Here is a 25,023-nt window from a genome sequence, read left to right as displayed (position 1 = left end):
GTCCTACGCTGCCCGGCATGCGGCGTCTCGACCTTGTGGTCGCCATCGTCCAGCCCATTGTCGTGTGGGGTCCCGCGGTGCTGTTGGCCGGTGCGCTCGGGCTGGTGGGCGGCTGGGCCGTGCGTGAGCGGCGCAGGGCTTCCGCGCTTTCGGGGCGGGTGCGGCTACAGCGGGAGCTGCTGGCCGCGCAGCGGGCCGAGCTGGATCGGGCGGTGCCGGCCGGGGAGCGGCAACTGATCGCGGGGGAGGTGCACGAGGTGGTGGCGCACGTGGTTTCGGTGATGACGCTGCGCGTCGGCGGGGCGCGGCTGGTCATGCGTCGTGATCCCGAGCAGGCCGAGGCCGCGATGCGCGAGGCCGAGGACGCCGGTCGGCTGGCCGTGGCGGAACTGCGCCGCCTGGCGGCGCTGCCACGGCCTTCGGAGCGGCCCGATGGGGATTTCCCGGGCTCCGGTGAACCGCTGCCCGGGCTTTCAGAACGGCCGTGGACCGACCTCGCGCGGGCACGGGAGCCGTTGCCGGGGCTCGCGGATCTGCCCCGGCTGGTCGCGGAGGCCGAGGCGGGCGGCCTGGCCGTACGGCTCGGCGTGGCCGGAACGCCGCCGCCGCTGTCGCCGATGTTCGAGGTGTCGGTCTGCCGGATCGTGCAGGAGGCGCTGGCCAACGCCGTACGGCACGGCGCGGCCCGCACCGCCGAAGTGTCGCTGCGCTGGTGCTCCGGCGCGCTGGACCTGCTCGTCCGGGATAATGGCATGGCCAGGGCCGAAACCGTGACCCCCGGCCGAGGACTGGCCGGAATGGGAGAGCGGGCCGCGCTCTTCGGCGGCACCCTGTCAGCCGCCGCGCACCCGGGCGGCGGCTTCGAGGTACGCGTCCGGCTGCCGACCCCCGGATCGGGACCGGGCGGCGGCGAGGTCAGTCGGCCTCGTTGAGCCCGATGGAGAAGGCCGCCTCCAGGTCGTGCTTGGAGTAGGTGCGAAACGCCAGGTGCGTCTCGGTGTGCCGGACGCCCACGACCTTGTTCAGCTTGCCGGGCACCAGGTCGGCGACCTGCTCGTATGCACGCACCCTGATCATGGCCATCAGGTCGAACTCGCCGGTGATGGAGTAGACCTCGCTCACCCCGTCGATGTCGGCGATCTCCTTGGCCACCTGCGGAATCCGGTCGACCTCGGCCTTGATGTGCACGATCGCGGTGACCACGAGCCCCTCCTTCGGTGACCTGCCAGCGTGGCCCCCACCCTATCGCGCGAGCCGATCACCGCAGTGGACGCCCCTCCCGCTCACTGTGCCGCCGCAGCGCCTGGTAGGCCCGCTCGATACGGCCCCGCAGCCGGGCCGCCCCCCAGGCGGGCATGCTCCACCCGTCGTCGGCCTGCACCAGGCGGACCCCCGGCGACTCCAGCCAGCGCAGGATGCACTCGGTCTCCTCGGCGGTGGCCGCCGGAGTGGGCCCGGGGCCCGGGCGTACGGTCTCGGCGGTGGCCACCAGGGCGTCGACGAAGGGGGTGGGGTGCGCGCCGCGCGGCATCACCCCGGCGGCGGCGAGCCTGCCGTACCGGACGACGTGGATGTCCCAGCCGCCGCCGAAGGCCGGGCTCGCGGCCACGAGCTGGGGCAGCCGGGTCAGCGACCACAGGCGCTGCATGCGCGCGGCGGCGCGGATGTAGGCGGCCAGCCGGTCGCGGTCGGCGGCGGCCTCCTCGTAGCGCTGCTCGACCGACAGCCGCTCCATCCGGGCCTGTACGGCGGCGTAGACCGCCGAGGCGTCGTGCTCCATCGCGCGGCGCACCGCCTCGGCGTGTACGGCGTAGCCGGCCTGGCTCTCCCGCCCCTCGCAGGGCGCGCCGCAGCGGCCGAGCTCGGCCAGCGCGCAGGCCGTACGGGAGGGCCGCAGGCCCAGCCGCTCGGTGCAGCGGCGCAGCGGGATCGCCTCGTGCAGGGCGCTCCTGGCGTCTTCGGCGGCGCGGCCGCTACCGAAGGGCCCGAGGTAGGCCGCCTGGTCGTCGCGGACCTCACGGACGACCGACAGCCGCGGGAACGGCTCGTCGGTGAGTTTGAGCCACACCGCCCGCTCCGGAAAGCGGGAGCGGCGGTTGTAGCGCGGTTTGCCCGCGGCGATCAGCCGCAGCTCCCTGACCTCGGCCTCCAGCCCGGTGGCGCACACGATGGTGCGGACCCGCTCGGCGATGCCGATCATCTCGCGGATCCGGCGGCGGGTCTCGCTCGCGGTGAAGTAACTGCGCACCCGGGTGCGCAGGCTGCCGCTCTTGCCGATGTACAGTGCCTCGCCGTGCTCGTCCTCGAACACGTAGACGCCCGGCGCGGCGGGCACCGTGTCGGCCAGGTGGCGCTTGCGCCGCTGCTCCGGCGTGGGGGCGCGGACGAACCCCTTCAGCTCCTCCAGGGTGTGCACGCCGAAGGAGCCCGCGCGTTCGAGCAGGGCGTGCAGCACGTCGGTGGTGGCCCTGGCGTCGGCCAGGGCCCGGTGGGACGGCTCGGTCGAGCTGCGGAAGATCCGGGCGAGCGTGGACAGCTTGCAGTTGGGCGCCTCGTCGCGGGTGAGCACCCGCCTGGCCAGGTCGGCGGTGTCGACCACCGGGTTGGCCGGCGGCGGATATCCGTGCGCCGCGCACGCCGCCTTGATGAAGCCCATGTCGAAGGGGGCGTTGTGGGCCACCAGGGTGGCGCCCTTGATGAACTCCAGGAAGGACGGCAGCACCGAGGCGAACTTCGGCGCCGCCGCCACCATCGCGTCGGTGATGCCGGTCAGCACCGCGATGAACGGCGGAATCGGCCCGCCGGGATCGACCAGCGTGGCCAGCTCGCCGACCACCTGACCGCCGAGCACCTTGACCGCCCCGATCTCGGTGATCGCATGCTCGGCGGCCGAGCCTCCCGTCGTCTCCAGGTCGAACACCACGAATGTCACCTGGTCGAGTGGCGTGCCCAACTCGTCGAGCGCGCCCTGCACAGCGATCTCCACGCTCTTGACCATAAGGGCGGCCACCGACATATTCCCGGATTCAACGGTTTTGGATTCACGGCTGCGCCTGCCGCAGGCGGTCGGCCCGGATGCCGCGCAGCAGCGCCTCGGCGGTCAGCGCGACGGCGGCGAAGGCGACCACCAGCGCCGCCCCGGCGACCAGGGCGACCGGCCCGAGGGACGGCTCGTACAGCAGCGGCGGCGTACTCGGCGCGGTCGCGAACTCCGGGACGCGCGGCAGTGCCACCCGCGCGGCGAGCAGGCCCGCGCCGGCTCCGTTGAGGGTGCCCGCCGCGAGCGTGATGAGCTGTTCCAGCAGCAGCGCGGCGCGCAGTTCGCCGGGTTTCGCCCCGGTGGCCGCGAGCGCCGCCAGCTCGTACCCGCGCCGCCGGGCCGCGCCGTACAGGGCCAGTACGGCCCGGCCCAGTGCCAGCGCCCCGGCGGCGAGCGCGGCCGCCAGCATGAGCGCCAGCGCCAGCCCCGGGCCCTGGGTCGTGTAACGGGAGACGAGCTGGTCCGGGGTGCGCGCGGGCGAGACCGGATGGCCCTGGGCCTTGAGCGCCGCGGCGACCTGCTCCAGACGCCCGGCCGCGACCCAGACCTCGAACCGCGCCTCGGGGGCGATGCCCAGGGCGGCCCGGTCGGCGAGTTCGAGGTCCACGATCGCGCCGGGTTCGGAAAGTCCCGGCAGCGGTGCCCGCTCGCCCAGCACGGCGTGCCCGGCTGCGAAGTTCTGGTCCAGGCCCGGCGTGAGTTCGCCGTCGATCGGGCCGTTGACCAGCGCCGGCAGGTGCCGGGGGAAGGTCGCGGGTACGGCCTTGGCCCCGCCGAACAGGGGGATCATCAGCGACAGCCCGTCCTCGCCGGCCGACGCCGTGCCGCTCCACCGGGCGCGGTCGGTGAGGCCGGCGTCGATCTCCCGCCAGCGCCCACCGGTGCGCACCTCGATCCTCTTGACGTCCGCGAACATGCTCGCGTTGGTGGTGACCTCGTCGAGGACCGTCACCTCCGCGCGCAGGGCGCGCAGCTCGCAGGTGGCGGCCCGGCACTCCGGGGGCAGGCCCCATTCCATCGTGGCGGGGCCGATCGGCCCGAGCGGGATGCTCTTGACCAGGGTGCTCCCCGGGACCCGGAAGTCGGCGAACAGCGTCGGCTCCCATTTGTCCGGCACCTTCACCGGACCGATCCGCAGCCTAATCCGCTCACCCCGCACCATCAGACGCGGCGTGCCGGGCGGGCCGGCCAGCCCGGCGGTCAGCCGCGCGGCGTCCGTCCCCGGGCGGGCCGCGGCCCAGTCGGCGACGTGCGCGAACCGGGCGGGGTCCGTCGCGATCATCTTCGGCGGGCCGGGCATGACGATCACCGGGGCGGCGTGCCGCCCGCCGGGATCGGCGGCCTCGACCGCCGCGCGCAGTTCGGCCACACTGCCGGCGCGCAGTTCCAGCACGCCCGCCGCGCCGTTGTGCACGCGGGCCACCCGCTCGAAGTTCGCCGAGGTGACGTCCCAAGCGGCGGTGGCGAAGACGGCCATGCCGAACGCGGTGCACAGCACGATCAGGCTGCCCGCGGTGGCGCGCCCGCGGGCGATCTGGCGCAGCGCCAGGAACGCCCCGATGCCCCCGGCCCGCCTGCTCGCCCGGAACAGCCGCCCGGCCAGGAACGGCACGACCCGGCAGGCCAGCAGCGCGACGCCCAGCGCGAGCAGCCCCGGTACGGCCAGCGCCGCCGACGTCTGCCCCGAGGTCTGCGTGATGACCCCCGCCGCCAGCAGCTCCACCAGGCCGAGCGCCGTCAGGGACAGCACGATCGCGTCGATGACCCACCCTCGGGCCCGCCGCCTCGGCGTGCGCCGCCACTCCTCGGTGACCGGCCGCACCGCCATGCCGCGCGCCGCGATCACGGCCGCGACCAGCCCGCCGAGCGGTACGGCGGCGCCCGCGAGCACGCCCGCGGGCGGCAGCGCGAGCGCCACCTGGCCGGGCAGCAGAGCCGCCGCCACGACCTGGGCGAGCCGCATCCCCAGGGCCAGCCCGGCGGCCAGCGCGAGCGCCAGCAGCAGCACCGGCTCGGCCAGCGCGAACCGCCACACCCGCAGCCGGCCCTGCCCGCGCAGCCGGGCCAGCGCGATCTCCGGGGCGCGCGCGGCCACCAGGTCGGAGACCGTCAGGTACAGCAGCAGCCAGCCCAGCGCCACCAACTGCGCGATCACCAGCAGCGCGGGCACGCCCAGCGTGCCGGTCTGCGCGCGCACCTCCAGCATGGTGTCCGGGACGCGGCTGAGGGTGATCACCGGGGCTTGGGCCAGGCCGAGCCGGGGGGCCGCGGCGGTCAGTTCCTCCAGGCGGGGGAGATCCGCGGCGGTGATCTTGGTGGGGTCGATGGACACGATGGACCAGTGCGTCCACTGCACGGTGGCCTGCGTGGCCCGCCGGGTCTCCTCGACGGTGAACAACGGGTCGGCCTTGCTCTCCGACGATCCGGCGGTCTGCGCGAACAGGTTGCCGCCGAACCAGTACGGGTCGTTGATGTCACGCGGCCGGTAGACCCCGACCACGCGCAGCGGGGCCAGTTCCGCCCTGGCGGCGATCACCTCGCCCGGGGCGGGCGCGACCGCCAGCCCCGCAACCCGGACGACCTTGCCCGCGTCGAGGCGGCTCGCCTGGCTGGCGATCACCTCGCCCCCGTTCGCCGGGCAGCGGCCCTTCACCAGGACCAGGTGCGCACAGACGTCGTCCTGGTAGATCACCGGGCGGACGACGCCGCCGCGCGGGTCGCGGCCGGGGAGTTCCGCGCCGTTGACGGGCGTGCCGAGGAAGGCCGCGCCGGAGCGGAACCGGTCGGCGAGCGGCGAGACGTCGGCGTCGCGCGCGGTGATGCGCCAGCCCCTGCCCTCGGGGGCGGCCTGGTTCAGGACGCCTCGGACGAGCGCGGTGCCCGCCGCCTCGGCGAAGATCGGTCCCAACGCGGAGGTGGCCACCGAGACGACCGTCACGACGAGCACGGCCAGCGACAGGCCGCGGCGCTCCCACAGCCCGCGCAGGGTCAGCCCCCGACTCCGGGCACTCATGATTCGGCCCGGCGCAGCGCCACGCCGTCGGGCAGGGCCTCGACCCTGGCCATCGAGCCCGGCGGCAGCAGTTCGTGGAACTCGGGGGGAAGCTGCACCCCGCCCTCCCGGCCGACCACCACGAACTCCTCGCCGTGCCGGCCCTCCGCGCCGACCTTTCCGTCCCGGATCGTGATGGTACGGCCGAGCGCCCGGCTGACCGCCGCGTCATGGGTGACCACCACGACGGTCGTCCCGTTCTCCTCGGCCGCCTGTTCGATCAGGCCGATGACGGCCCGCCCGGAATCGTCGTCGAGCTGGCTGGTCGGCTCGTCGGCCAGCAGCAGCCGGGGCGCGTTGGCCAGCGCCACGGCCACCGCCAGACGCTGCTGCTCGCCGCCGGACATCGCACCGGCCCGCCGCCGCATCCCGCCCAGCCCGACCCGGTCGAGCAGCGCTGCGGCGCGGCGCCGATCGGTGCGGGCGGCCCGCTGGGCGAAGGCCACGTTCTGGGCGGCGGTGGCGTAGGGGATCAGGTTGCGGCCGGGATTCTGCAGCACGACGCCGATGTCGGCGGCCCGCATCCGGTCCAGCGCGCCCGGCGACAGCCGGGACACGTCCGTGCCGTTGATCCGCAGCCTGCCCGCGCTCGGCCGCAGCAGCCCGGCCATCAGCCACATCAGCGTGGACTTGCCCGCGCCCGACGGGCCGAGCAGGGCCACGGTCTCGCCCTGGGCGATGACGAGGTCCACGTCCCGCAGCGCGACGATCTCCAGGTCCCTGGTCTTGTAGATCTGCACGACGCCGTCACAGCGCACGGCCGCGGTCATCGGGCGCCCACCGCCCCCCGTACGGCGGGGCGCAGCTCGACCACCCGGTCGCACCGGGCGGCGACCTCGTCGTCGTGCGTGGCGATCACCAGGGCGCCGCCGCGATCGGCGACGGCGAGCAGTTCGGTCAGCACGATCTCGCGGTGGCCGGCGTCCTGCTCGGCCGTCGGCTCGTCGGCCAGCAGCACCCGGGGGCCGAGCGTCAGCGCCCTGGCCACCGCCACGCGCTGCTGCTGGCCCCCCGACAGTTCCTCGATCAGGTGGTCGGCGTGCCCGGCCAGGCCCAGCCTGGCCAGCGGCCCGACCGCCGCGGCCATCGCCTCGGCCCCGGTACGGCCCGCCGCGCGCAGCGCCACCTCGACGTTCTCGGCCGCGGTGAGCAGCGTGAGCAGCCCGTAGGACTGGAACACCAGCGCCACCTGCGACCGCAGCGACGGGTCGCGGGCCAGTGGGACGCCGCCCACCAGCACCTGTCCCGACGCGGGCGGCCCGAGCCCGGCCAGCGTGGTCAGCAGCGTGGTCTTCCCCGAGCCCGAGGGGCCCATCACCGCGACGCGCTCGCCCGCCCGGAACTCCAGGGAGAGGTCGCGGAAGATCTCCCGCCCGCCGGCCTCGCAGGTGAGGGACTGGCAGGACAACGCCGGCTCGGACATCGGGCCTCCATGGTCTCGGCGGAATCGGCTGCCCTGAGTACCGGCCGGCGCGGCGAGGCATTGCCTAGCCCGGCGTCACGAATCCGTCACGATCTCCGCTCGCCCGGAAGGGGGCCACCAGCCCGGGGACGGCCAGGTCGGCCAGATCCACCGCCGCCGCCTCGGCGGCGTCGTGGACGGTGTAGGAACCGTGCCCGGCGGCGGTGGTGGCGACCAGGGTCGCCAGTCCGGCGCGGCGCTGGAAGACCGACTGGCGGAAGTGCCAGCCGATGATCCCGGTACGGTCCAGCGCGACGGTGCGGCGCACCGCCGTACCGGACCGGGTGACCAGGTGGCGGCCGGTGAGCCCGTGCCCGAGCCCCCGGTAGGCGTCGGCGGCGAAGTACGCGGCGGCCGGTACGGCGGCGGCCGGGACCGCCCACGCCCACCACGGCACCCAGGCGAACACCGCGTCCAGCGCGGCCGTGGCCACGGCGAGCATCACCACCGCGAACCCGGCCCAGCGCATCCGCCGGGCGCGCGCGGCCTTCGGGTGCGCCCGCAGCGCGGGGTGCTCGCCCGGGGAGATCTCCTGGGCGACCCGCAGGGCCTCCGCCAGCGGGACCGGCGGGGTCAGGGTGTCGGCGCGTTCGGTCTCCTTGTCGTTCTTCGACAGGCCGGTGGCGACCGCCTTGACCCGCGCGCCGCCGCCCCAGCGCAGCAGCAGCGGCCGGGACAGCTCGACGCCGCGCAGCCGCCGTTCGGTGAGCGTCAGGGAGCGGGTGGTCAGCAGGCCCCTGCGCAGCCGCAGGGTGCCGCTCGGTTCGCGGTCCAGCCGGTAGTGCCACCACGACTCGACGAACAGCGCGACCGCGCCGACCGTCCCGACCAGCAGGTCGGCCGCCGGCAGCAGCACGATGAGCAGCCATCCCGGGATCACGCTCAGCCGGTCCCAAAGGTCACCGAGCGCGTCGAGGGAGAACAGTTCCACGCCGATGATGTCCAGCGCCCGGTGGGCCACGCCCACCAGGACGGCGCCGCCGACGAACGCCCACACGGTCAGCGGGGCGTAACGGATCCACGCCCAGCGCAGCTCGGCGATGGTGGCGTCGGCCTGCGGTGTGCCGTCCGGCTCCGGGCTCCTGTGCAGCAGTGTGCGGCGCAGCCGGTCGGCATCGGCCCGCCCTACCGGGTCGAGCGTCAGCTCGGCCTTGTCGTCGCCGGCCCGCTCGCCGGTGCCGACCTTGACCACCGCCAGGCCGAGTACGCGGCGCACCGGGTCGGCGGTGACGTCCACCGTGCGGACCCGGTCCCTGGGGATGGAGCGGTGCTCGCGCACCATGATCCCCGAGCGCAGTTCCACGCGCTCGCCGGTGATCCGGTACGTCGTGGCGCGCCAGCGCAGCACGTCGTAGATCACCACCCCGATGATGATCAGTACCGTCGCCCCGGCGTCGGCGGCGACCACCAGGCGCAGCGCCACCTCCTGGTCCAGCAGCACCTTGGTCAAGACCGTGACCAGCGGGACGACCAGCGCCATCGACATCACCGCGGAGGCCAGGAAGGTGCGCCGGTGCAGGCGCAGCCACTCGTCGCTCACGTGGCGTCCCCCGGCGTGCGCTGGGTGATCTCGGTGAGCCGTTCGGCCAGCCCGGCGGCGAGCGCGTGGTCCAGGCCCTCGATCTTGATCGCGCCCGCCGACGACGCCGTGGTCACCGTCACGTCGGAAAGCCCGAACAGCCGCTGCAACGGACCGCGTACCGTGTCGACCGTCTGGATGCGCGACATCGGCGCGATCCGCCACGACCGGAACAACCACCCCGAGCACGTGTAGACCGCCTCGTCCGTCACCTCCCAGCGGGAGAGGCGGTAGTAGGCCCGCGGCCACACCAGCGCCAGCGCGAGCAGCGCCGCGACGAACCCGGCCGCCACCGCCGCCAGCCACAGCGGCCGGTCGGTGAACAGCACGTACGGCACGCCCACGGCCACCGCGGCCACCGCGGCCCCGATCAGTCCCTGCACGGTCCACCAGGTGACGGCCCGCCGGTCGGCCCGGTTGCGCGGGGGGCGCAGATCCATCCGCTCAGCCCTCCCCGCGGCCGGACGTCCTGCCCACCGCCCGCGCGGCGGCGCACAGCGCCACGCCCAGCACGCCGACCACGATGCTGGCGAAGATCTCGTATCCGTCCAGGGCCGCGATGTGGTTGACCAGGAACCAGCTCGGTGTGGAACTGCCCAGCAGGTTGTTGAGCGCCCCGCCCACGGCCTGGACGATGCACAGCACCCCGGCGACGTCGAGTATCACTTTCATGCCCCCGACGATCGCGGACCGCCCGCCGCGCCGCTTCGGCCGGAGGGCGTCCGTGCCATCGACTTTGGTAGCTGTCGCGGTATCCGTTCGACCACGTAACCTGCACGTCAGGATGACTGAGTATCGCTGGCTGCTGCCCGCGGCCCTGATCGGCACCCTGGAGGAGCGCCCGGGGCGGCCCGTGCGGCGCACGCCCCGTGACTGGGCCGTGGACATCACCATGTTCCTGCTGGCCTGCCTGATCACCCTGATCTTCCTGGGCGACCTGAAGGGCCGGCCGGAGGAGATGGTGTTCGCCGAGCAGATCCTGGGGGCGCTGTCGTGCGCGGCGGTCTGGCTGCGCCGCAGGTGGCCGGTCGGGCTGGCGCTCACGCTCGCGCCGCTGTCGGCGTTCTCGCTGCTCGTCTCGGGGCCGCTGCTGATCGTGGTCTTCACGGTGGCGGTCCACCGGCCGTTCCGGTACATCGTGCTGATCATGGTGCCGCACCTGCTGGCCCTGCTGCCCTACGGCTGGCTGCACCCCGATCCCGAGCTCGGCTTCGCCGGGACGGTCATCATTGCGGTGCTGGTCTACCTGGTGCTGATCGCCTGGGGGATGCTCACCCGGTCCAGGCGGCAGCTCATGTTCACCCTGCGCGAGCGCGCCGACCAGGCGGCCGAGCAGGCCCGGCGGCTGGAGCGCGAGCGGATCGCCAGGGAGATGCACGACGTGCTGGCCCACCGCCTGACGCTGCTCAGCCTGCACGCGGGAGCGCTGGAGTTCCGCAAGGACGCCTCCGCCGAGGGGATCGCCACGGCGGCCACCGCGATCAGGTCCGGCGCGCACGAGGCGCTCCAGGACCTCCGGGAGGTCATCGGCGTGCTGCGCTGGGACCGGCAGGGCGAGGCCCCCGAGCCGCCGCAGCCGACGATGGCCGACCTGAACGGGCTGCTTGAGGCGTCGCGGAAGGCCGGGATGGAGGTACGGCCCGCGCTGCGCGTGCCCGGCGAGCCGGAGGTGCCCGCGGCGCTCGGCCGTACGGTCTACCGGGTCGTGCAGGAAGGGCTGACCAACGCGCGCAAGCACGCCCCCGGCGTGCCGGTGACCGTCGCCGTGGACGGCGCGCCCGGCCCCGGGCTGACCGTCGAGATCCGCAATCCCGCGCGTACGTCCGGCCGCCACATCGTCATCCCCGGCAGCGGCACCGGGCTGATCGGCCTGGCCGAGCGGGCGGGGCTGGCCGGCGGGCGGCTGGAGCACGGTACGCGCCCCGATGGTGACTATGTGCTGCGCGCCTGGCTACCGTGGCCCTCATGAGCGCTCCCGCCGACCCCATCAGCGTCCTGATCGTGGACGATGACGCCCTGGTGCGCGCCGGACTGTCCATGATCCTCGGTGGCGCCCCGGACATCGCCCTGGCCGGCGAGGCCGCCGACGGCGACGAGGTGCCCGCGATGGTCGCCAGGCACCGCCCCGACATCGTGCTGATGGACATCCGGATGCCCAAGCTCGACGGGCTGGAGGCGACCGAACGGCTGCGCGCCGCGCCCCGGCCGCCCGAGGTCGTCATCCTGACCACCTTCCACGCCGACGTCCAGGTGCTGCGCGCGCTGCGCGCCGGGGCCGCGGGCTTCCTGCTGAAGGACACCCCGCCGGGCGACCTGGTGGAGGCGATCCGCCGGGTCGCGGCCGGCGAGCCCATCCTGTCGCCCATCGTGACCAGGCAGCTCATCGACCACGTGGCCGACCCCTGGGCGGGCGACCGCCGGTCCCGCGCCCGCGAACTGCTCGACCGGCTGAGCGAACGCGAGCGCGAGGTCGCGCTCGCCGTCGGCAGGGGCGGCTCCAACGCCGAGATCGGCGCCGAGCTGTTCATGAGCGTGGCCACCGTCAAGGCGCACGTCTCGCGCGTCCTCACCAAATTGGAACTTAACAATCGCGTCCAGATCGCCCTGACCGTTCACGACGCCGGTCACGTCTAGGTCATGTGCGCTCCTGTGCCGGACCAAGCCAGTTGCGTGACGGCCGTACCCTTGTCGGATAGACGTTTTTTCTGGAAGGGTGCCTGACGAGGGCTGAGGGGACATGGGATGAGTTCAGCCGATGAGGGCCTGTCTCGTCCGCTGCCCGAACAGGTGAGGGGCCACGTGGTCGATCTCGCGGCCCAGGTGCTCGGGACGATCCCGGGCCCGGCCGTGCCCGCGCCGCTGCGCGGGATAGCCAAGTTCGAACCCCGCAAACGGGCCAGGCTGGGCGGTGCCGCGATCGCCGCGCAACTGGAGACCGACAAGAAGTTCCGCGAGGTCGTCGCGGAGACGCTGGCCGCGGGCTGGCCCGAGCTGGTCTCCAGTCTGGCCGAGGGCACGGTGCCGCCCGCCGCCGATCCGGTGCTGGTCGCCACCGCCGCCTACCTGACCCGGCCGCCCGGCTGGCCGGACATGGTGGAGTCCGCGCGGGCCGACCTCGCCCGTTCCGCCGCCGCCGCGGAGGGCTCCGCGCACGAGCAGACCATCGCGCGGCTGCGCGAACAGCTCGCCGGCCAGAAGGCGGCGGCCAAGGAGGAGATCGACCGCGTCCGCGAGCAGCTCAGGTCGGCCCGCGCCGAGATCGCCGACCTGCGCCGCAAACTGCACGACGCGCGGGAACGCGCCAAGGCCGCCGATGCCCGGGCGGCCGGGCACGAGGGGGCCGCCGAGGAGGCGCGGGCCGCGCTCGCCTCGGCGGGCAGCGCGGCCGAGACCGAGCTGCGCCGTACACGCGAGCGCCTGACGGAGGCCGAACGCCAGCTCGAAGCGGGCCGCCGGTCCGCCCGCGAGGGCCGCAGCGCGGAGGACACCCGCGTGCGCGTGCTGCTGGACGCCCTCCAGGACGCGGCGGCCGGGCTGCGCAGGGAGCTGGCGCTGCCCTCGACGATCAGCCGTCCGGCCGACACGGTCAACGCGGTGTCGCCGGACCGGCCGGGGGTGCGCGCCGTCCCGGCCCGCGCCCTGGCCGATGACGACCCGGCGCTGCTGGACCAGTTGCTGGCGCTGCCGCAGGTCCATCTGATCATCGACGGCTACAACGTCACCAAGACCGGCTACGGCACGCTCACCCTGGCCGACCAGCGCGGCCGGCTGCTGACCGGCCTCGGCGGGCTGGTCGCGCAGACCAGGGTCGAGGTGACCTGTGTCTTCGACGGGGCCGAGCTGAACGGCCCGGTGCCGGTCACCGCGCCGCGCGGCGTGCGGGTGATGTTCAGCGCCCCCGGCCAGATCGCCGATGACCTGATCAGGCAGCTCGTGCGGGCCGAACCGGCGGGCCGGGCCATCGCCGTGGTGTCCTCCGACCGGGAGGTCGCCGAGTCGGTGCGGCGGATGGGCGCGCGCCCGGTGCAGTCGTCGCTGCTGCTGCGCCGCCTCGGCCGCGCCTGAAGGATCTCAATCGCGGCGAAAACGTGAGCCACACCTGCATAATTCTGTACTATTTCGCCCCAAGTCCGGAAACGTAAAGATTTGGGTTGGTGCAGGTGAGGGTAGTGCGGATTTCCGTCGCCGCTGGGGTCATTGTGGCCGCGTTGACCGTACCGCTCGGCGGGTCCGCAGTCGCCGACCCGAGACCGACCATTCAGCAGGCCAAGGCGAAGCTGGCGAAGCTCAACGACGAGGCGGACAAGGTGGTCGACCGCTACAACGCGGCGACCGAGCGGCAGAAGAGCGCCAAGAAGAAGTACCAGCGGCTCAAGGACGAGTACGCCAAGCAGAGCGGCACCGTGGACGGCCTGCGCCGCCAGCTCGTCGGCATGGCCGTCACCGCCTACCAGGGCGCCGACCTGAGCACCTGGCCGGGCATGATGGGCCAGCAGGACCCGGCGGCCATGCTCGCCGGCCTGGCCTCGATCAGCCAGCTCTCCGCGTCCCGATCCCAGTCGCTGACCGCCTTCGACTCGGCCACCCGCGACCTGGTGCGCAAGCGGGACGCCGCCAAGAAGGCGCTGGGCGAGACCGAGAAGGTGCTCGACGAGGTCAAGGGCGAGAAGAAGAAGGTCGAAGGGCTGGTCAAGGAGCAGACCAAGCTGCTGCGCCGGCTCGGGGCCTACCGCAACGGCGACCCGAACAGCCCGGGCGTCAAGTACACCGGCAGCGCCTCGGGCAACGCCCGCCAGGTGCTCGGCTTCGCCTTCGCCCAGATCGGCAAGCCGTACCGGTACGGCGGGACGGGTCCGGGCGGGTACGACTGCTCAGGGCTCACCCAGGCGGCCTGGCGCTCCGGCGGCGTGTCGCTGCCCCGGACCACCTGGGAGCAGTGGCGGTGGGGGGCGGGCCGGAAGGTCTCGATGGACGCCCTGCAGCCCGGCGACCTGCTGTTCAGCCACGGGCTCGGGCATGTCGGGATCTATGCCGGCAACAATAAGATGGTCCACGCGCCGCAGACGGGCGACGTCATCAAGGTCGTCAGCCTCGACTCCTACGGCCGGGGTCGCTTCGTCGGAGCCATCCGCCCCTGATCGTGCCCTGGTCGCGCGGGGGTGCCAGGGGCACCCCCGCTGCGCCGTTCCTGGCGGCTCTCGGCCGGAGTGACAAGAGTCTGCACAGGCGCATGGCGGGCGTGGTAAGTTGAAGAAGTTGCAGTTGTGGTACCCATAAGATTACTTGTGCACCTGACGCGTTGTGACAGCTCAGGTGCTTTTCTTTTTCCGGGCGTCTCCGGATGGGGGTCATCGCGGCGACACGGGGTTCGCACGGTGCGGGCCTCGTCTCTGCACCTGTCAGAAGGAGAAACGACATGAGCACCACCGGAACCGTGAAGTGGTTCAACTCGGAAAAGGGCTTCGGCTTCATCGAGCAGGACGGCGGCGGCGCCGACGTCTTCGCTCACTACTCCAACATCGTGTCCCAGGGCGGCTACCGTGAGCTGCACGAGGGCCAGCGTGTGGCCTTCGACATCACCCAGGGGCAGAAGGGCCCGCAGGCGGAGAACATCGTCCCCGCCTGACACCGGGTCGGACGGCGGGCACGCGCGAGCGCGCGCCCGCCGGGCAGAGTACGGCCAGGCCGCACGAGCGGCCTGGCCGTTTGCTTTTGCCCCCTTTCGGGGCCCGTCCCCTTGTGGCCGGAACCGGCCACACCGGCCGCCCTGGGGCTGTCGTGGCCCGGCCCCCCCGGCGCGGTGGGCTCCGGCAGGCCCGATGATCGAGCGGGCATCGCCGGCCAGGGCGATGTAGATCAGCCCGAACCGGCCACTCCGGAAAGGGCCGGTCTTCCGGCGCGGCCGGACCGGCTCCTTCAGGCGTGGTCTGACCGCTACGAGGTCGCTGGGTGCGCCGAAGGACGGCACGGGCCGCCCATCGTCGCTCTGGGCGGCCTGGGGGCGGCGGCCCTGTCAGGACGGCGCCTTGCTCTGGCTCGCTGTGTGGCCGAGGTCGTGGTAGTGCTCGAACGGCGGCGGCTCGCGCGGTACGCGGCCTCTGACGAGAGCGAGGGCGGCCTCCACGGCTTCGCGGTCCCTCGGGTGGTGCGGTCCGGGACGCCCGCGTGGACGGCCCGTTCGTACGGCTTCCGGCCCGCTCGATGCGGCCTCCCGCCGGCACCCGGTTGCCCTGTCGTCGCTCCTGTTCGGTGGAACTTCCAGTGGGACTGGAGCCTAGCACGGCTTACCGCGCCCTTTGCGAAGTTCGCGAAAAACGCCTCCCGTGACGGGAGTGAAGATCGTGATCCACGGCTGCCATAAGTGATCTCTGTTACATGATTCACCGAATATGTGAGCAGTGTCACATCGGGCGCCGGGAACCCCATGTGGCGTGGGGGATTCGCGTGATCCACGAGGGCCTTATCGATCTCCGCGCTTTGTCGGCCCTTTGCCGGAATATGGCGATGGGAGTACCTTCTCGCATCGCGGCGAACATGCCAAGTCGCCGCACGACATCGGCCCGGATCCGCCGGTGTCGTTTTCTGAATGGCGAGATCCGCTTGGTCACCGCCCGTCCGCCGCGACGCGTGCCGTACCCCCCGATTCCGGGTGGTGACTCAGCCGAATCCATGCAGACATGAGGCATGGAGCCGGGGACCCAATGGGCCCGTCCCGCACCGAGCGTTTCGCTGCGGGAAACGGCCGGGGGTGAATCGGCGCGTGAGCGCCGTAGGGCGAACTTCCCCGCCCGAATCCGTCAGCTAACCCGGTAGGCGTTCGTGGAAGAGTTGAGGAGCGATCCTGTCCGCATCCGTGTATGATTCACGGCCGTCTCACCGTGTCCGCCTTTCCCTCGGCGGCGCGGCCCTCACCGTCACCGCCTCGGTGGTGACGATGTCGCTGCAGGCCACTGCGGCGGAGGCGACGGCCGCCATCGAACCGACCGCCGTGCAGACCGACCCGGCGGAAACGCCGTCCCCCGCCGAGGCGGAGCACGAGAATTCCGCGGTGCCGGCGGCCAAGAAACTCAGCAAGGCCGCCACACAGCGGATCAAGGCCGCCAAGGCCGTTTCGGTGGCCAAGAAACAGGTCGGCGACCCTTATCGGTGGGGAGGTAGCGGCCCCAACGCCTTCGACTGCTCGGGCCTCGTCCAGTTCAGTTGGAAGAAGGCAGGAGTGCGCCTTCCCCGGGTGACGTACAGCCAGTACACCCGTATCAAGAAGAAGGTGTCCTTCAAGAACCTGCGCCCGGGAGATCTGCTGTTCTTCCGGGGTAAGGGCCACGTCGGTATGTACGTCGGCGACGGCAAGATGGTCCACTCGCCGAGCAGCGGAAAGACGGTCCGCGTCGAGAAGCTGAGCGGCTGGCGCAAGGCGAGTTTCAGCGGCGCCGTACGGCCGGGCCTTTAGTTCCGGCGGCGCTTTCTCCGGAGACCGCCGGCACGGGAAGGCGGCCCCGTCCTTTCGTTCCCCTCCGGTGGGGCGGGGCCGCTTTTTCGTGGTCGACGGTGATCACCCGCATTTCTGATCACCCGCATTTCTCCGTAATCCTGGAAATCCGGCCCGGCGGTAAAGACCTGGGCCCGCCGTGGAGACGCTTCCATCCGCTTGAATAGGCTCCACTGCCGGCCGGTGGACATGGCGTGGACGCGCAAGTGTGGCCCCGCGACCGGCCGATCCTGGAGAATGCGCTACTAGATGTGGCGCCGGCGGGGGGAGTGGCTGACGTGCGGGGGGTTCGCGCGGCATGGGCCGCACTGGTGGTGCTCGGCCTGGCTCTCGCCGGGATCGTCGCGGTGACGACGCCGTGGCGGGCGCTGCCGCCGGGCGCGCCCGAGGTGGCCGCCGATCCGGCCCGCGACTTCACCGCGGCGGATATCGCCCGGTCGCAGGCGTTCGACGCGGCGCTCAGCGCGCCCGCCTATCTGTCCCTCGCGCTCGGGCTGGTCTTCGCCGTGGTGCTGGTGGCGACGCCGTTCGGGGCGCGGGTGGTGCGCCGCGTGCCCGGCCCGTGGTGGGTCAAGGCGGTGGGCGGCGTGGTGGCGCTCACGGTGGTGGTCGAGCTGCTGCGGTGGCCGCTCGGCGTCTGGTCCGAGACCTACCTCCGCGAGTACGGCCTTTCCACGCAGACCTGGCTGTCCTGGAGCGTGGACCGGCTGAAGAACACCGCGGTGAGCACGTTGCTGACCGCGCTCATGGTGGTCGTGCTGATCGCGCTGGCGCGGCGGTTCGCCCGCTGGTGGATTCCGGCGGCCCTGGGCGCGTTCGCGCTCACGCTGGCCGCCTCGTTCGTCTACCCCGTCGTGGTGGAGCCGATCTTCAACGACTTCCGGCCGATGCAGGCCGGGCGGTTGCGCGATGACCTGCTGGCCATGGCCGGCCGCGACGGCGTGCCGGTGGACGACGTGCTGGTCGCCGACGCCTCCCGGCGCACCACGGCGCTCAACGCGTACGTGTCCGGGTTCGGCGCGACCCGCCGCATCGTCGTCTACGACACGCTGCTCAAGGCCCCGGAGAACGAGATCGAGCTGATCGTGGCGCACGAGCTGGGTCATGCCGAGCGCGACGACGTCCTTTCCGGCACCCTGATCGGCGGCCTCGGCGCGGCCTGGGGCGTGATCCTGCTCTACCTGGTGACCTCGGCCGGCGCGCCGCGCCGCCGCGCGGCCGTGCCGTCGATCGCCGATCCCCGGGCCGTCGGTCTGCTGATGGGCCTGATGAGCCTGGCCGCCTTCCTGTCCGGCCCGGGCCAGAACCTGGTCAGCAGGCACATCGAGGCCAGGGCCGACGTTCACGCGCTGGACCTGACCCGCGACCCGGGCACGTTCGTGGCGATGCAGCGGCGGCTGGCGCTCACCAACATCGCCGACCTCGACCCCGACCCGTTCGAATACCTGCTCTACTCCTCCCACCCCACGGCTCCCCAGCGGATCGCCGCCGCCCGTTCGTGGGCGCTGCGCGATCGTGTGCCGGAGCCATGACGCCGCCCGGCCTACGGCCGGAGCCCAACGGCACCGCCCGGACGCTGATCGTCACCAACGACTTCCCGCCCCGGCCCGGCGGGATCCAGGCGTTCGTCCACGGGCTGGCGATGCACCGCCCGCCCGGCTCCGTGGTCGTCTACGCGCCGCGCTGGCCCGGGTGCGAGGCGTTCGACGGCCGCCAGCCGTACCAGGTCGTGCGCCACCCGGGCGCGCTGATGCTGCCGCTGCCCGCCGTGGCCCGCCGGGCGGCCGGGCTGGTGCGGCTGCACGGGATCGAGACGGTCGTGTTCGGCGCGGCCGCGCCGCTCGGGCTGCTGGCCCCGGCGCTGCGCGCGGCCGGGGCCCGGCGGGTCGTCATGCTCACCCACGGGCACGAGGCGTCGTGGGCGCGGCTGCCGGGCCCCCGCCAGGTGCTCGCGCGGATCGGCGCGCACGCCGACGTGGTGACCTACCTGGGCGAGTACACCCGGGGCCGGCTGGAGCGGGTGATCGACCCTGGCAAACTGGCCAGGCTCACCCCGGGCGTGGACACGACGGTGTTCCGCCCGGGCGCCGGTGGGGCCGAGGTGCGCAAACGGCTCGGGCTGTCCGGGCGGCCGGTGGCGGTGTGCGTTTCGCGGCTGGTCCCGCGCAAGGGCCAGGACGTGCTGGTACGGGCCTGGCCGCGGGTGCTGCGGGCGGTCCCCGACGCCGTGCTGCTGCTGGTCGGCGGCGGTCCGGGCCGCAGGGCGCTGGAGCGGTCCGCGGCGCGGCTCGGCGGGTCCGTGCGGTTCACCGGGCCGGTGCCGTGGACGGCCCTGCCCGCCCACTACGACGCGGGCGACGTCTTCGCGATGCCCTGCCGCACCCGGCTCGGCGGCATCGACGTGGAGGGGCTCGGCATCGTCTACCTGGAGGCGTCCGCGACCGGGCTGCCGGTGATCGCGGGCTCCTCTGGCGGCGCGCCCGACGCGGTACGGCACGGCGAGACCGGCCTGCTGGTGGACGGCACATCGGTGGAACAGGTCGCCGCCGCGCTCGTCGAGCTGCTGAGCGACCGGGGCCGGGCCCGGGCGATGGGCGACCGGGGCCGGGCCTGGACCACGCGCGAGTGGTCCTGGCCCCTGGTGGCCGGCCGATTCGCCGAGCTGCTGACCCCGTGAGCGACGCCCGCGCTCAGGAGCGGGTGTCGACGTACAGCTCGTCGATCTCCTTGGCGAACTCCGCCATCACCACGTAGCGCTTGATCGACTGCTTGGGGGTGACGTGCCCGGTCTCCTCGGTGAGCTCGATCGGCAGCACCGCGAACTTCTTGATCTGCTCGGCCCTGGACACCATCCGGTTGGCATCGTCGATGGCGTTCTGGACCTCGGCGAGGACGGCGGGGTCGGCGCTCAGGTCGGCCAGCGTGGCCGAGGCGTGGCCGTTGGCGCTCTTCCACTGCTCCAGCGCCTCGGCGTCGAGGGTGACCAGGGCGGCGATGAACGGCCGGTCATCGCCCACCACCAGCGCCTGGCTGACCAGCGGGTGGGCGCGGATGCGGTCCTCAAGCGGGGCCGGGGCGACGTTCTTGCCCGCCGCGGTGACCAGGATCTCCTTCTTGCGCCCGGTGACGCGCAGGTAGCCGTCGGCGTCGAGCTCGCCCACGTCGCCGGAGTGGAACCAGCCGTCCTCGTCGATCACCTCGGCGGTGGCCTCGGGGTTGTTCCAGTAGCCGTCGAAGATGTGCCGGCCCCTGATCAGGATCTCGCCGTCGTCGCCGATGCGGATGGTCACGCCGGGCAGCGGCTTGCCCACCGTGCCGATCTTGTTGCCGCCGGGCATGTTGACCGTGGAGGGGGCGGAGGTCTCGGTCAGGCCGTACCCCTCGAACACCTCGATGCCCACGCCCCGGAAGAAGTGGCCGAGCCGCTCGCCGAGCGCGGAGCCGCCGGAGACCGCCGCCGTCATCTCGCCGCCGGTGGCGGCGCGCAGCTTGCCGTACACCAGCCGGTCGAACAGCGCGCGCCGCAGCCGCAGGCCGAGGCTCGCCCCGCCGGAGCCTTCCGCGCGGCTCCAGGCGATCGCACTGTCGGCGGCCAGCTTGAAGATCTTGCCCTTGCCGTCGGCGGCGGCCCGCTGCACCGCGCCGTTGTAGACCTTCTCGAACACGCGGGGCACCGCGAGCAGGAAGCTCGGTTTGAAGGACTGCAGGTCGGGGGCGACCGCGCGCAGGTTGGGGGAGTGGCCGATGACCGTCCCGGTCTCGATCAGCACGACCTGGATGATCCGCGCGAGGCTGTGCGCCAGCGGGAGGAAGAGCAGCCCGGAGCGGTCGGGAGCCTCGAACAACTGCTCCAGCGGCCCCTGCGCCACGTTGCGCGCGGTGAACATCAGGTTGTCGTGGGTGAGCCGGCAGCCCTTGGGGCGGCCGGTGGTGCCGGCGGTGTAGATGATCGTGGCGAGGTCGGCGATGCCGCGCGAGGTGCGGCGCTCCTCCAAGGTCTCGTCGGTGACCTCGGCGCCGGCGGCGGTCACCTCGCCGAGCGCGCCGTCCTCCACGCACCACAGGTGCGCAACGGCGGGCAGCTCGTCCTCGACCTCGCGCACGGTGTCGCGGTGGTCGCCCAGCTCCACGAAGACCGCCCTGGCGCCGCTGTCGGCGAGGATCCACTTGATCTGGTCGGCCGAGGAGGTGTCGTAGATGGGCACGCTGACCGCGCCCGCCGCCCAGAGCGCGTAGTCGATGACCGCCCACTCGTAGCGGGTGCGCGACATCAGTCCGACCCGGTCGCCGGGGGTGATGCCCATGGCGATCAGCCCCTTGGCCAGCGCCGCCACCTCGTCACGGAACTCCCTGGCGGTCACCGCCGACCAGCCGTCGCCGTCCTTGCGGCGGATCACCACGGCGCCGGGCTGCTGCTCGGCCCGTTCGAACACCGTGTCGGTGCAGTTGGCGGCCGGGGGGACGTCCACCAGCACCGGGACGCTGTACTCGCGCACGGGGCACTCCTTGCGGCGCATGTCGATCGATGGCTGGGACGCTACCGCGATAGGTTACGTGTGGGTAGGGCTCGAAACCCACGCGTTACCAACGATGCACCCCACGCTACCAGTGCATGCCCGAACGCCCGGGGAACGCGCCGCACCCGCCCCCCGGCGGCGCTCGCGCGGCTGATTAGGATGTCGGCCATGCGGGTCCATGTCGTCAGCGATGTGCACGGGAGGGCCGATGCCCTGGCCCGCGCGGGAGACGGCGCGGACGCCCTGGTCTGTTTGGGCGACCTCGTGCTGTTCATCGACTACGCCGATCACTCGCAGGGCATCTTCCCCGAGCTGTTCGGCGCGGACAACGCCGCCCGCTACGTCGGGCTGCGCACGGCGGGCCGCTTCGACGAGGCCCGCGTCATGTCGGCCGGGCTGTGGGCGTCGCTGGACGGCGATCCCGGCGAGCACATCGAGCGGATGGTCGACAAGCAGTACGCGGAGCTGTTCGCGGCCATGCCGACGCCCGCCTACATGACCTACGGCAACGTCGACGTGCCGCGCTTCTGGGCGGGCCACGCCCGCGACGGGCACCACATCCTGGACGGCGAGCGGGTCGAGATCGGCGGGCTGACCTTCGGGTTCGTCGGCGGCGGGCTGCGCACGCGCTACCGCACCCCCTACGAGATCGACGACGCGGAGTACGCGGCGAAGGTGGCCGCCGTGGGCGAGGTGGACGTGCTGTGCGCGCACATCCCGCCGGCCGTGCCCGAGCTGCTGTACGACGTGGTGGCCCGGCGGTTCGAGCGGGGCAGCGAGGCGACGCTCCAGGCGATCAAGGAGACCCAGCCGAAGTACGCGCTGTTCGGTCACGTCCACCAGCCGCTGGCCGCCCGGACCAGGATCGGCCGCACCGAGTGCATAAATGTCGGGCACTTTCGGGCCAGGCGCACACCCTATGCCCTGGAGTGGTGACTATGTGATGCATCGGAGGAACGAGTACGGTTAGCCCATGGCTGATCGCACCACCTCCAGCATCACGATCACCGCGGACCGGTCGGCCGTCATGGCGGTGATCGCCGACTTCGCCGCCTACCCGGAGTGGGCGGGTCAGGTGAAGGCCGCGGAGGTCATGTCCGCCGACGCGGCCGGACGGCCCGCCGAGGTGAGGTTCACGCTGGACGCCGGGGTGATCAGCGACTCCTACGTGCTCGCCTACGACTGGCACGACGACGAGGCGGTCGGCTGGCGCATCGCCGAGCCCGGCGCCATGGTGTCCGGGCTGACCGGCGGCTACCGGCTGGCCGCGACCGGCGGCGGCACCGAGGCGACCTACGAGCTGGCGGTCGAGCTCAAGGTGCCGATGATCGGCATGATCAGGCGCAAGGCCGAGAAGGTCATCGTGGACACCGCGCTGAAGGGGCTGAAGAAGCGCGTCGAGGCGGCATGACGCGGGCGCGCGCCGCGAAGGTCACCTGCGGGTACGGTTCGAGTCAGGAGGCCTTGAATGACTGAGAACCGTGACATTGACGGCGGCAGAGGCGCGGAAGATCCGTGGAGCGCCGTCGTGGACCAGGTCGGCGATGCCGCCGATGCCGCCGAGCCCGGTGCCCCCGAACCTCGGGACGCCGGAAGTGCGGAGTGGGACGAACGGGCCGAGGCGGCCCGGCGGGCGGCCTGGGAGCGTGAGGTCGAGCGGGCCAGGGCCGAGGGCCGCGATCCGCTCACCGTGGTGGCTCGCGAGGCCAGGCGGCTGCTCGACTCGCTCCAGGACCGCGCCGCCCGCGAGATCGGCCGCGGCCTGCTGTGGGGCACCCGGAAGGGCATCGGCCAGGTGTTCGGCGGCGGGGGCGGCGGGCAGCGCGGCGAGCGCGACGTCTGGGAGGAGGCGATCTACGCGCACGAGGACGGCTACATCTGCCGTTCCTGTCCTGTCTGCCGGGTGATCGCCGCGCGCCGCGAGGCCGGGCAGAACACGAGCGCGGGCGTCGGCACCGACATCGCCGACCATCTGGTGGCGGCCGGCGGCGAGCTGGTCACCGCGCTGCGCGAGGCGGTGGACGCGCTGGCGCGCCCGGCGCCCCCGCGCAGGCCCAGAGACGACCGGGACGACCCCGGCGACCGTGGGGAGCACAACGACCCGGGCTGATCGCCCTTGGAGAGAGGCTGGCAGATGGCGCTGACCATTGGCGTGGACATCGGCGGGACGAAGGTCGCCGCCGGGCTGGTCGACGAGCACGGCGAGATCGTCGCCCAGACCCTGCGGTCCACCCCCGCCGACTATCCCGACCAGGTGGCGCAGACCATCGCCGAAGTGATCAAGGAGCTGGCGCACGGGCACCAGGTGGAGGCGGTCGGCCTCGGCGCGGCCGGGTTCGTCGATGAGACCCGTTCGATCGTGCGCTTCGCCCCCAACCTGGCCTGGCGCGAGGAGCCGCTGCGCGAGAAGGTGGCCGCCCTCGTCGGGCTGCCCGTCGTGGTGGAGAACGACGCCAACGCGATGGCCTGGGCCGAGGCCAGGTACGGCGCGGGCCGCGGGGAGAGCCACATCGTGTGCGTCACCGTCGGCACCGGCATCGGCGGCGGCATCGTGCTCGGCGGCGAGCTGTACCGGGGCCGGTGGGGGATGGGCGCGGAGATGGGCCACATGCAGGTGGTCCAGCGCGGACGCCTGTGCGGGTGCGGCAACCTCGGCTGCTGGGAGCGCTACGCCAGCGGCAGCGCGCTGGTCGAGGAGGCCAGGGTGATCGCGGCCGCCGAGCCGCGGCGCGCCGCCACGCTGCTGGAGATGGCCGGCGGCTCACCCGCCGACATCGAGGGGGAGGAGGTCACCGAGGCCGCCAGGGCGGGCGACGACGCGGCGCTGTCCGCCTTCGCGAGCATCGGCCACTGGCTCGGCCAGGGCATGGCCGACATGGCGGCGGTGCTCGACCCGGGCTGTTTCATCCTGGGCGGCGGCGTGTCACGGGCGGCCGACCTGTTCATCGACCGGGTCAGGGAGTCGTTCACCCGCGCGCTCACCGGCAGCGGGCACCGCCCGGTCGCCGATATCCGGCTCGCCGAACTGGGCGCGTCGGCCGGGGTGGTGGGCGCGGCCGACCTCGCCCGGCGCCGATGAGCATCACCCGATACGCCGGTTCTGACCGGGAACGACGGGCCTGTCCGGTAGCGGTCAGGGTGCTGGCCGGGCCGCCGCGCCCCGAACTACCCTGCGCTGCATGACGATCAGGGTCGCGACGTACAACGTGCACGGGATGCGCGACGACGTCCCGGCGCTGGTCCGGGTGATCCGGGCGACCCGGCCGGACATCCTGTGCGTCCAGGAGGTCCCCCGGCGGTGGTCCTGGCGGCGCAAGCGCGCCCGGCTCGCCGCCGAGACCGGGATGATCGTGGCGGCCGGCCGGCGGCGCGGTGGCACCGCGGTGCTGACCGGCCCCGGCGTGCGGGTGCTGCGCGCCGAGACCCACCTGCTGCGCTTCTACTTCTTCCTGGAGCGCAGGGCGACGGCGATCGCGGTGGTGGAGTCGGGCGGGCTGCGCGTCGCGGTCGCCTCGGTGCACCTGGACCTGCACGTGGCCGCGCGCGCCCGGCACGCGGAGGAGGCGGTGACGCTGCTGGAGGCGGCGGCCGAGCCGTACGGCGCGGCCCTCGTACTGGCCGGCGACATCAACGAGCAGGCCCACCAGGACACCTTCCGTCACCTGGCGGGCCGCCTCGCCGACTGCTACGCCCGCGCCCCGCGCGGCGAGGGGATGACGTTCACCGCCAGGCGGCCGGCCAAGCGGATCGACGCGGTCTTCGCCGGCCCCGGCCTGTCGATCGTGTCCTGCGGCGGGGTGGACGCCGATCCCGCCGACCTCGCCGCCGCCAGCGACCACCTGCCGGTCGTGGCCGAGCTGCGGGCCTCCTGACCGCCCGCGCGA

The 25,023-nt window shown here is 73.2% G+C and carries 23 protein-coding genes and 1 riboswitch; of the genes, 14 read left to right on the top strand and 9 right to left on the bottom strand.

Going from position 1 to position 25,023, the window contains the following annotated elements; translation table 11 throughout:
• Nucleotides 1–932, top strand: a 932-nt coding sequence (locus tag C1I98_RS03930) for a sensor histidine kinase (protein WP_233507150.1), incomplete at its 5' end; no start/stop codon positions are given.
• Here C1I98_RS03930 and C1I98_RS03925 read toward each other — a convergent pair.
• The 8 genes from C1I98_RS03925 to C1I98_RS03890 form a co-directional block, all read right to left on the bottom strand.
• On the bottom strand, nucleotides 916–1,203 hold the full coding sequence (locus tag C1I98_RS03925) for an Lrp/AsnC family transcriptional regulator (RefSeq protein WP_111165682.1): 288 nt from the start codon (nucleotides 1,201–1,203) through the stop codon (nucleotides 916–918). The two genes, C1I98_RS03930 and C1I98_RS03925, sit on opposite strands and share 17 nt — an antisense overlap.
• A 55-nt stretch (nucleotides 1,204–1,258) precedes the next feature.
• Nucleotides 1,259–2,998 carry a DEDD exonuclease domain-containing protein gene (locus C1I98_RS03920; protein ID WP_111165681.1) on the bottom strand — a complete coding sequence of 580 codons (1,740 nt, stop codon included), beginning with the start codon at nucleotides 2,996–2,998 and terminating at the stop codon, nucleotides 1,259–1,261.
• 43 nt (nucleotides 2,999–3,041) lie between these two features.
• The gene (locus tag C1I98_RS03915; RefSeq protein WP_111165680.1) at nucleotides 3,042–6,053 is read right to left on the bottom strand and encodes an FtsX-like permease family protein; all 3,012 of its coding nucleotides are present in this window, start codon (nucleotides 6,051–6,053) and stop codon (nucleotides 3,042–3,044) included.
• Nucleotides 6,050–6,862 (bottom strand): ABC transporter ATP-binding protein, encoded by an 813-nt coding sequence (locus C1I98_RS03910; protein ID WP_111165679.1) that lies wholly within the window; start codon nucleotides 6,860–6,862, stop codon nucleotides 6,050–6,052. The genes C1I98_RS03915 and C1I98_RS03910 overlap by 4 nt, the downstream gene beginning before the upstream one ends.
• Nucleotides 6,859–7,515, bottom strand: a complete 657-nt coding sequence (locus tag C1I98_RS03905) for an ABC transporter ATP-binding protein (protein ID WP_111165678.1) — start codon at nucleotides 7,513–7,515, stop codon at nucleotides 6,859–6,861. Before C1I98_RS03905 ends, C1I98_RS03910 begins: the two co-directional genes overlap by 4 nt.
• Nucleotides 7,516–7,579: 64 nt before the next feature.
• Nucleotides 7,580–9,094 carry a PH domain-containing protein gene (locus C1I98_RS03900; RefSeq protein WP_111165677.1) on the bottom strand — a complete coding sequence of 505 codons (1,515 nt, stop codon included), beginning with the start codon at nucleotides 9,092–9,094 and terminating at the stop codon, nucleotides 7,580–7,582.
• On the bottom strand, nucleotides 9,091–9,573 hold the full coding sequence (locus C1I98_RS03895; protein WP_111165676.1) for a PH domain-containing protein: 483 nt from the start codon (nucleotides 9,571–9,573) through the stop codon (nucleotides 9,091–9,093). The genes C1I98_RS03900 and C1I98_RS03895 overlap by 4 nt, the downstream gene beginning before the upstream one ends.
• Nucleotides 9,574–9,577: 4 nt before the next feature.
• Nucleotides 9,578–9,805 carry a hypothetical protein gene (locus C1I98_RS03890; protein WP_111165675.1) on the bottom strand — a complete coding sequence of 76 codons (228 nt, stop codon included), beginning with the start codon at nucleotides 9,803–9,805 and terminating at the stop codon, nucleotides 9,578–9,580.
• 112 nt (nucleotides 9,806–9,917) lie between these two features.
• Between C1I98_RS03890 and C1I98_RS03885 the strand changes: the two genes are divergently transcribed.
• The 8 genes from C1I98_RS03885 to C1I98_RS03850 all read left to right on the top strand — a co-directional run bounded on the left by C1I98_RS03885 (nucleotide 9,918) and on the right by C1I98_RS03850 (nucleotide 19,299).
• Nucleotides 9,918–11,102 (top strand): sensor histidine kinase, encoded by a 1,185-nt coding sequence (locus tag C1I98_RS03885; protein WP_111165674.1) that lies wholly within the window; start codon nucleotides 9,918–9,920, stop codon nucleotides 11,100–11,102.
• Nucleotides 11,099–11,767, top strand: coding sequence for a response regulator (locus C1I98_RS03880; protein ID WP_111165690.1), 669 nt, complete (start codon nucleotides 11,099–11,101; stop codon nucleotides 11,765–11,767). The genes C1I98_RS03885 and C1I98_RS03880 overlap by 4 nt, the downstream gene beginning before the upstream one ends.
• A 108-nt stretch (nucleotides 11,768–11,875) precedes the next feature.
• Nucleotides 11,876–13,198, top strand: coding sequence for an NYN domain-containing protein (locus tag C1I98_RS03875; RefSeq protein WP_111165673.1), 1,323 nt, complete (start codon nucleotides 11,876–11,878; stop codon nucleotides 13,196–13,198).
• 104 nt (nucleotides 13,199–13,302) lie between these two features.
• Nucleotides 13,303–14,271 carry a C40 family peptidase gene (locus C1I98_RS03870; protein ID WP_233507148.1) on the top strand — a complete coding sequence of 323 codons (969 nt, stop codon included), beginning with the start codon at nucleotides 13,303–13,305 and terminating at the stop codon, nucleotides 14,269–14,271.
• Between the two features lie 278 nt (nucleotides 14,272–14,549).
• The gene (locus C1I98_RS03865) at nucleotides 14,550–14,759 is read left to right on the top strand and encodes a cold-shock protein (RefSeq protein ID WP_111165672.1); all 210 of its coding nucleotides are present in this window, start codon (nucleotides 14,550–14,552) and stop codon (nucleotides 14,757–14,759) included.
• 1,023 nt (nucleotides 14,760–15,782) lie between these two features.
• A riboswitch (cyclic di-AMP (ydaO/yuaA leader) is annotated at nucleotides 15,783–15,964 on the top strand.
• 22 nt (nucleotides 15,965–15,986) lie between these two features.
• Nucleotides 15,987–16,583, top strand: coding sequence for a C40 family peptidase (locus C1I98_RS03860; RefSeq protein ID WP_233507146.1), 597 nt, complete (start codon nucleotides 15,987–15,989; stop codon nucleotides 16,581–16,583).
• Nucleotides 16,584–16,900: 317 nt separating this feature from the next.
• Complete coding sequence (locus C1I98_RS03855; protein ID WP_233507145.1) at nucleotides 16,901–18,154, top strand: M48 family metallopeptidase; 1,254 nt, start codon at nucleotides 16,901–16,903, stop codon at nucleotides 18,152–18,154.
• A complete protein-coding gene (locus C1I98_RS03850; protein ID WP_111165670.1) occupies nucleotides 18,151–19,299 on the top strand; it encodes a glycosyltransferase family 4 protein in 1,149 nt (382 codons plus the stop codon). Before C1I98_RS03855 ends, C1I98_RS03850 begins: the two co-directional genes overlap by 4 nt.
• Before the next feature lie 13 nt (nucleotides 19,300–19,312).
• Here C1I98_RS03850 and C1I98_RS03845 read toward each other — a convergent pair whose 3' ends face one another.
• Complete coding sequence (locus C1I98_RS03845; RefSeq protein WP_111165687.1) at nucleotides 19,313–21,118, bottom strand: AMP-dependent synthetase/ligase; 1,806 nt, start codon at nucleotides 21,116–21,118, stop codon at nucleotides 19,313–19,315.
• 189 nt (nucleotides 21,119–21,307) lie between these two features.
• Here C1I98_RS03845 and C1I98_RS03840 point away from each other — a divergent pair, with 189 nt between their 5' ends.
• From C1I98_RS03840 to C1I98_RS03820, 5 genes are all read left to right on the top strand, one after another.
• Nucleotides 21,308–22,075: a metallophosphoesterase family protein gene (locus tag C1I98_RS03840; protein ID WP_111165686.1), complete on the top strand. Its 768-nt coding sequence runs from the start codon at nucleotides 21,308–21,310 to the stop codon at nucleotides 22,073–22,075.
• Between the two features lie 37 nt (nucleotides 22,076–22,112).
• Nucleotides 22,113–22,550 carry an SRPBCC family protein gene (locus C1I98_RS03835; protein WP_111165669.1) on the top strand — a complete coding sequence of 146 codons (438 nt, stop codon included), beginning with the start codon at nucleotides 22,113–22,115 and terminating at the stop codon, nucleotides 22,548–22,550.
• Between the two features lie 57 nt (nucleotides 22,551–22,607).
• Nucleotides 22,608–23,249, top strand: a complete 642-nt coding sequence (locus C1I98_RS03830) for a hypothetical protein (RefSeq protein ID WP_146607267.1) — start codon at nucleotides 22,608–22,610, stop codon at nucleotides 23,247–23,249.
• A gap of 24 nt (nucleotides 23,250–23,273) precedes the next feature.
• Nucleotides 23,274–24,218 carry an ROK family glucokinase gene (locus C1I98_RS03825; RefSeq protein WP_111165667.1) on the top strand — a complete coding sequence of 315 codons (945 nt, stop codon included), beginning with the start codon at nucleotides 23,274–23,276 and terminating at the stop codon, nucleotides 24,216–24,218.
• A 100-nt stretch (nucleotides 24,219–24,318) separates the two neighbouring features.
• On the top strand, nucleotides 24,319–25,011 hold the full coding sequence (locus C1I98_RS03820) for an endonuclease/exonuclease/phosphatase family protein (protein WP_111165666.1): 693 nt from the start codon (nucleotides 24,319–24,321) through the stop codon (nucleotides 25,009–25,011).
• Nucleotides 25,012–25,023 lie beyond the last annotated feature (12 nt).

The organism is Spongiactinospora gelatinilytica (assembly GCF_003236385.1).
GTDB lineage: Bacteria > Actinomycetota > Actinomycetes > Streptosporangiales > Streptosporangiaceae > Spongiactinospora > Spongiactinospora gelatinilytica.
Note: the sequence above shows the minus strand (reverse complement) of the source record. Positions and strands in the feature narration are given on the sequence as shown.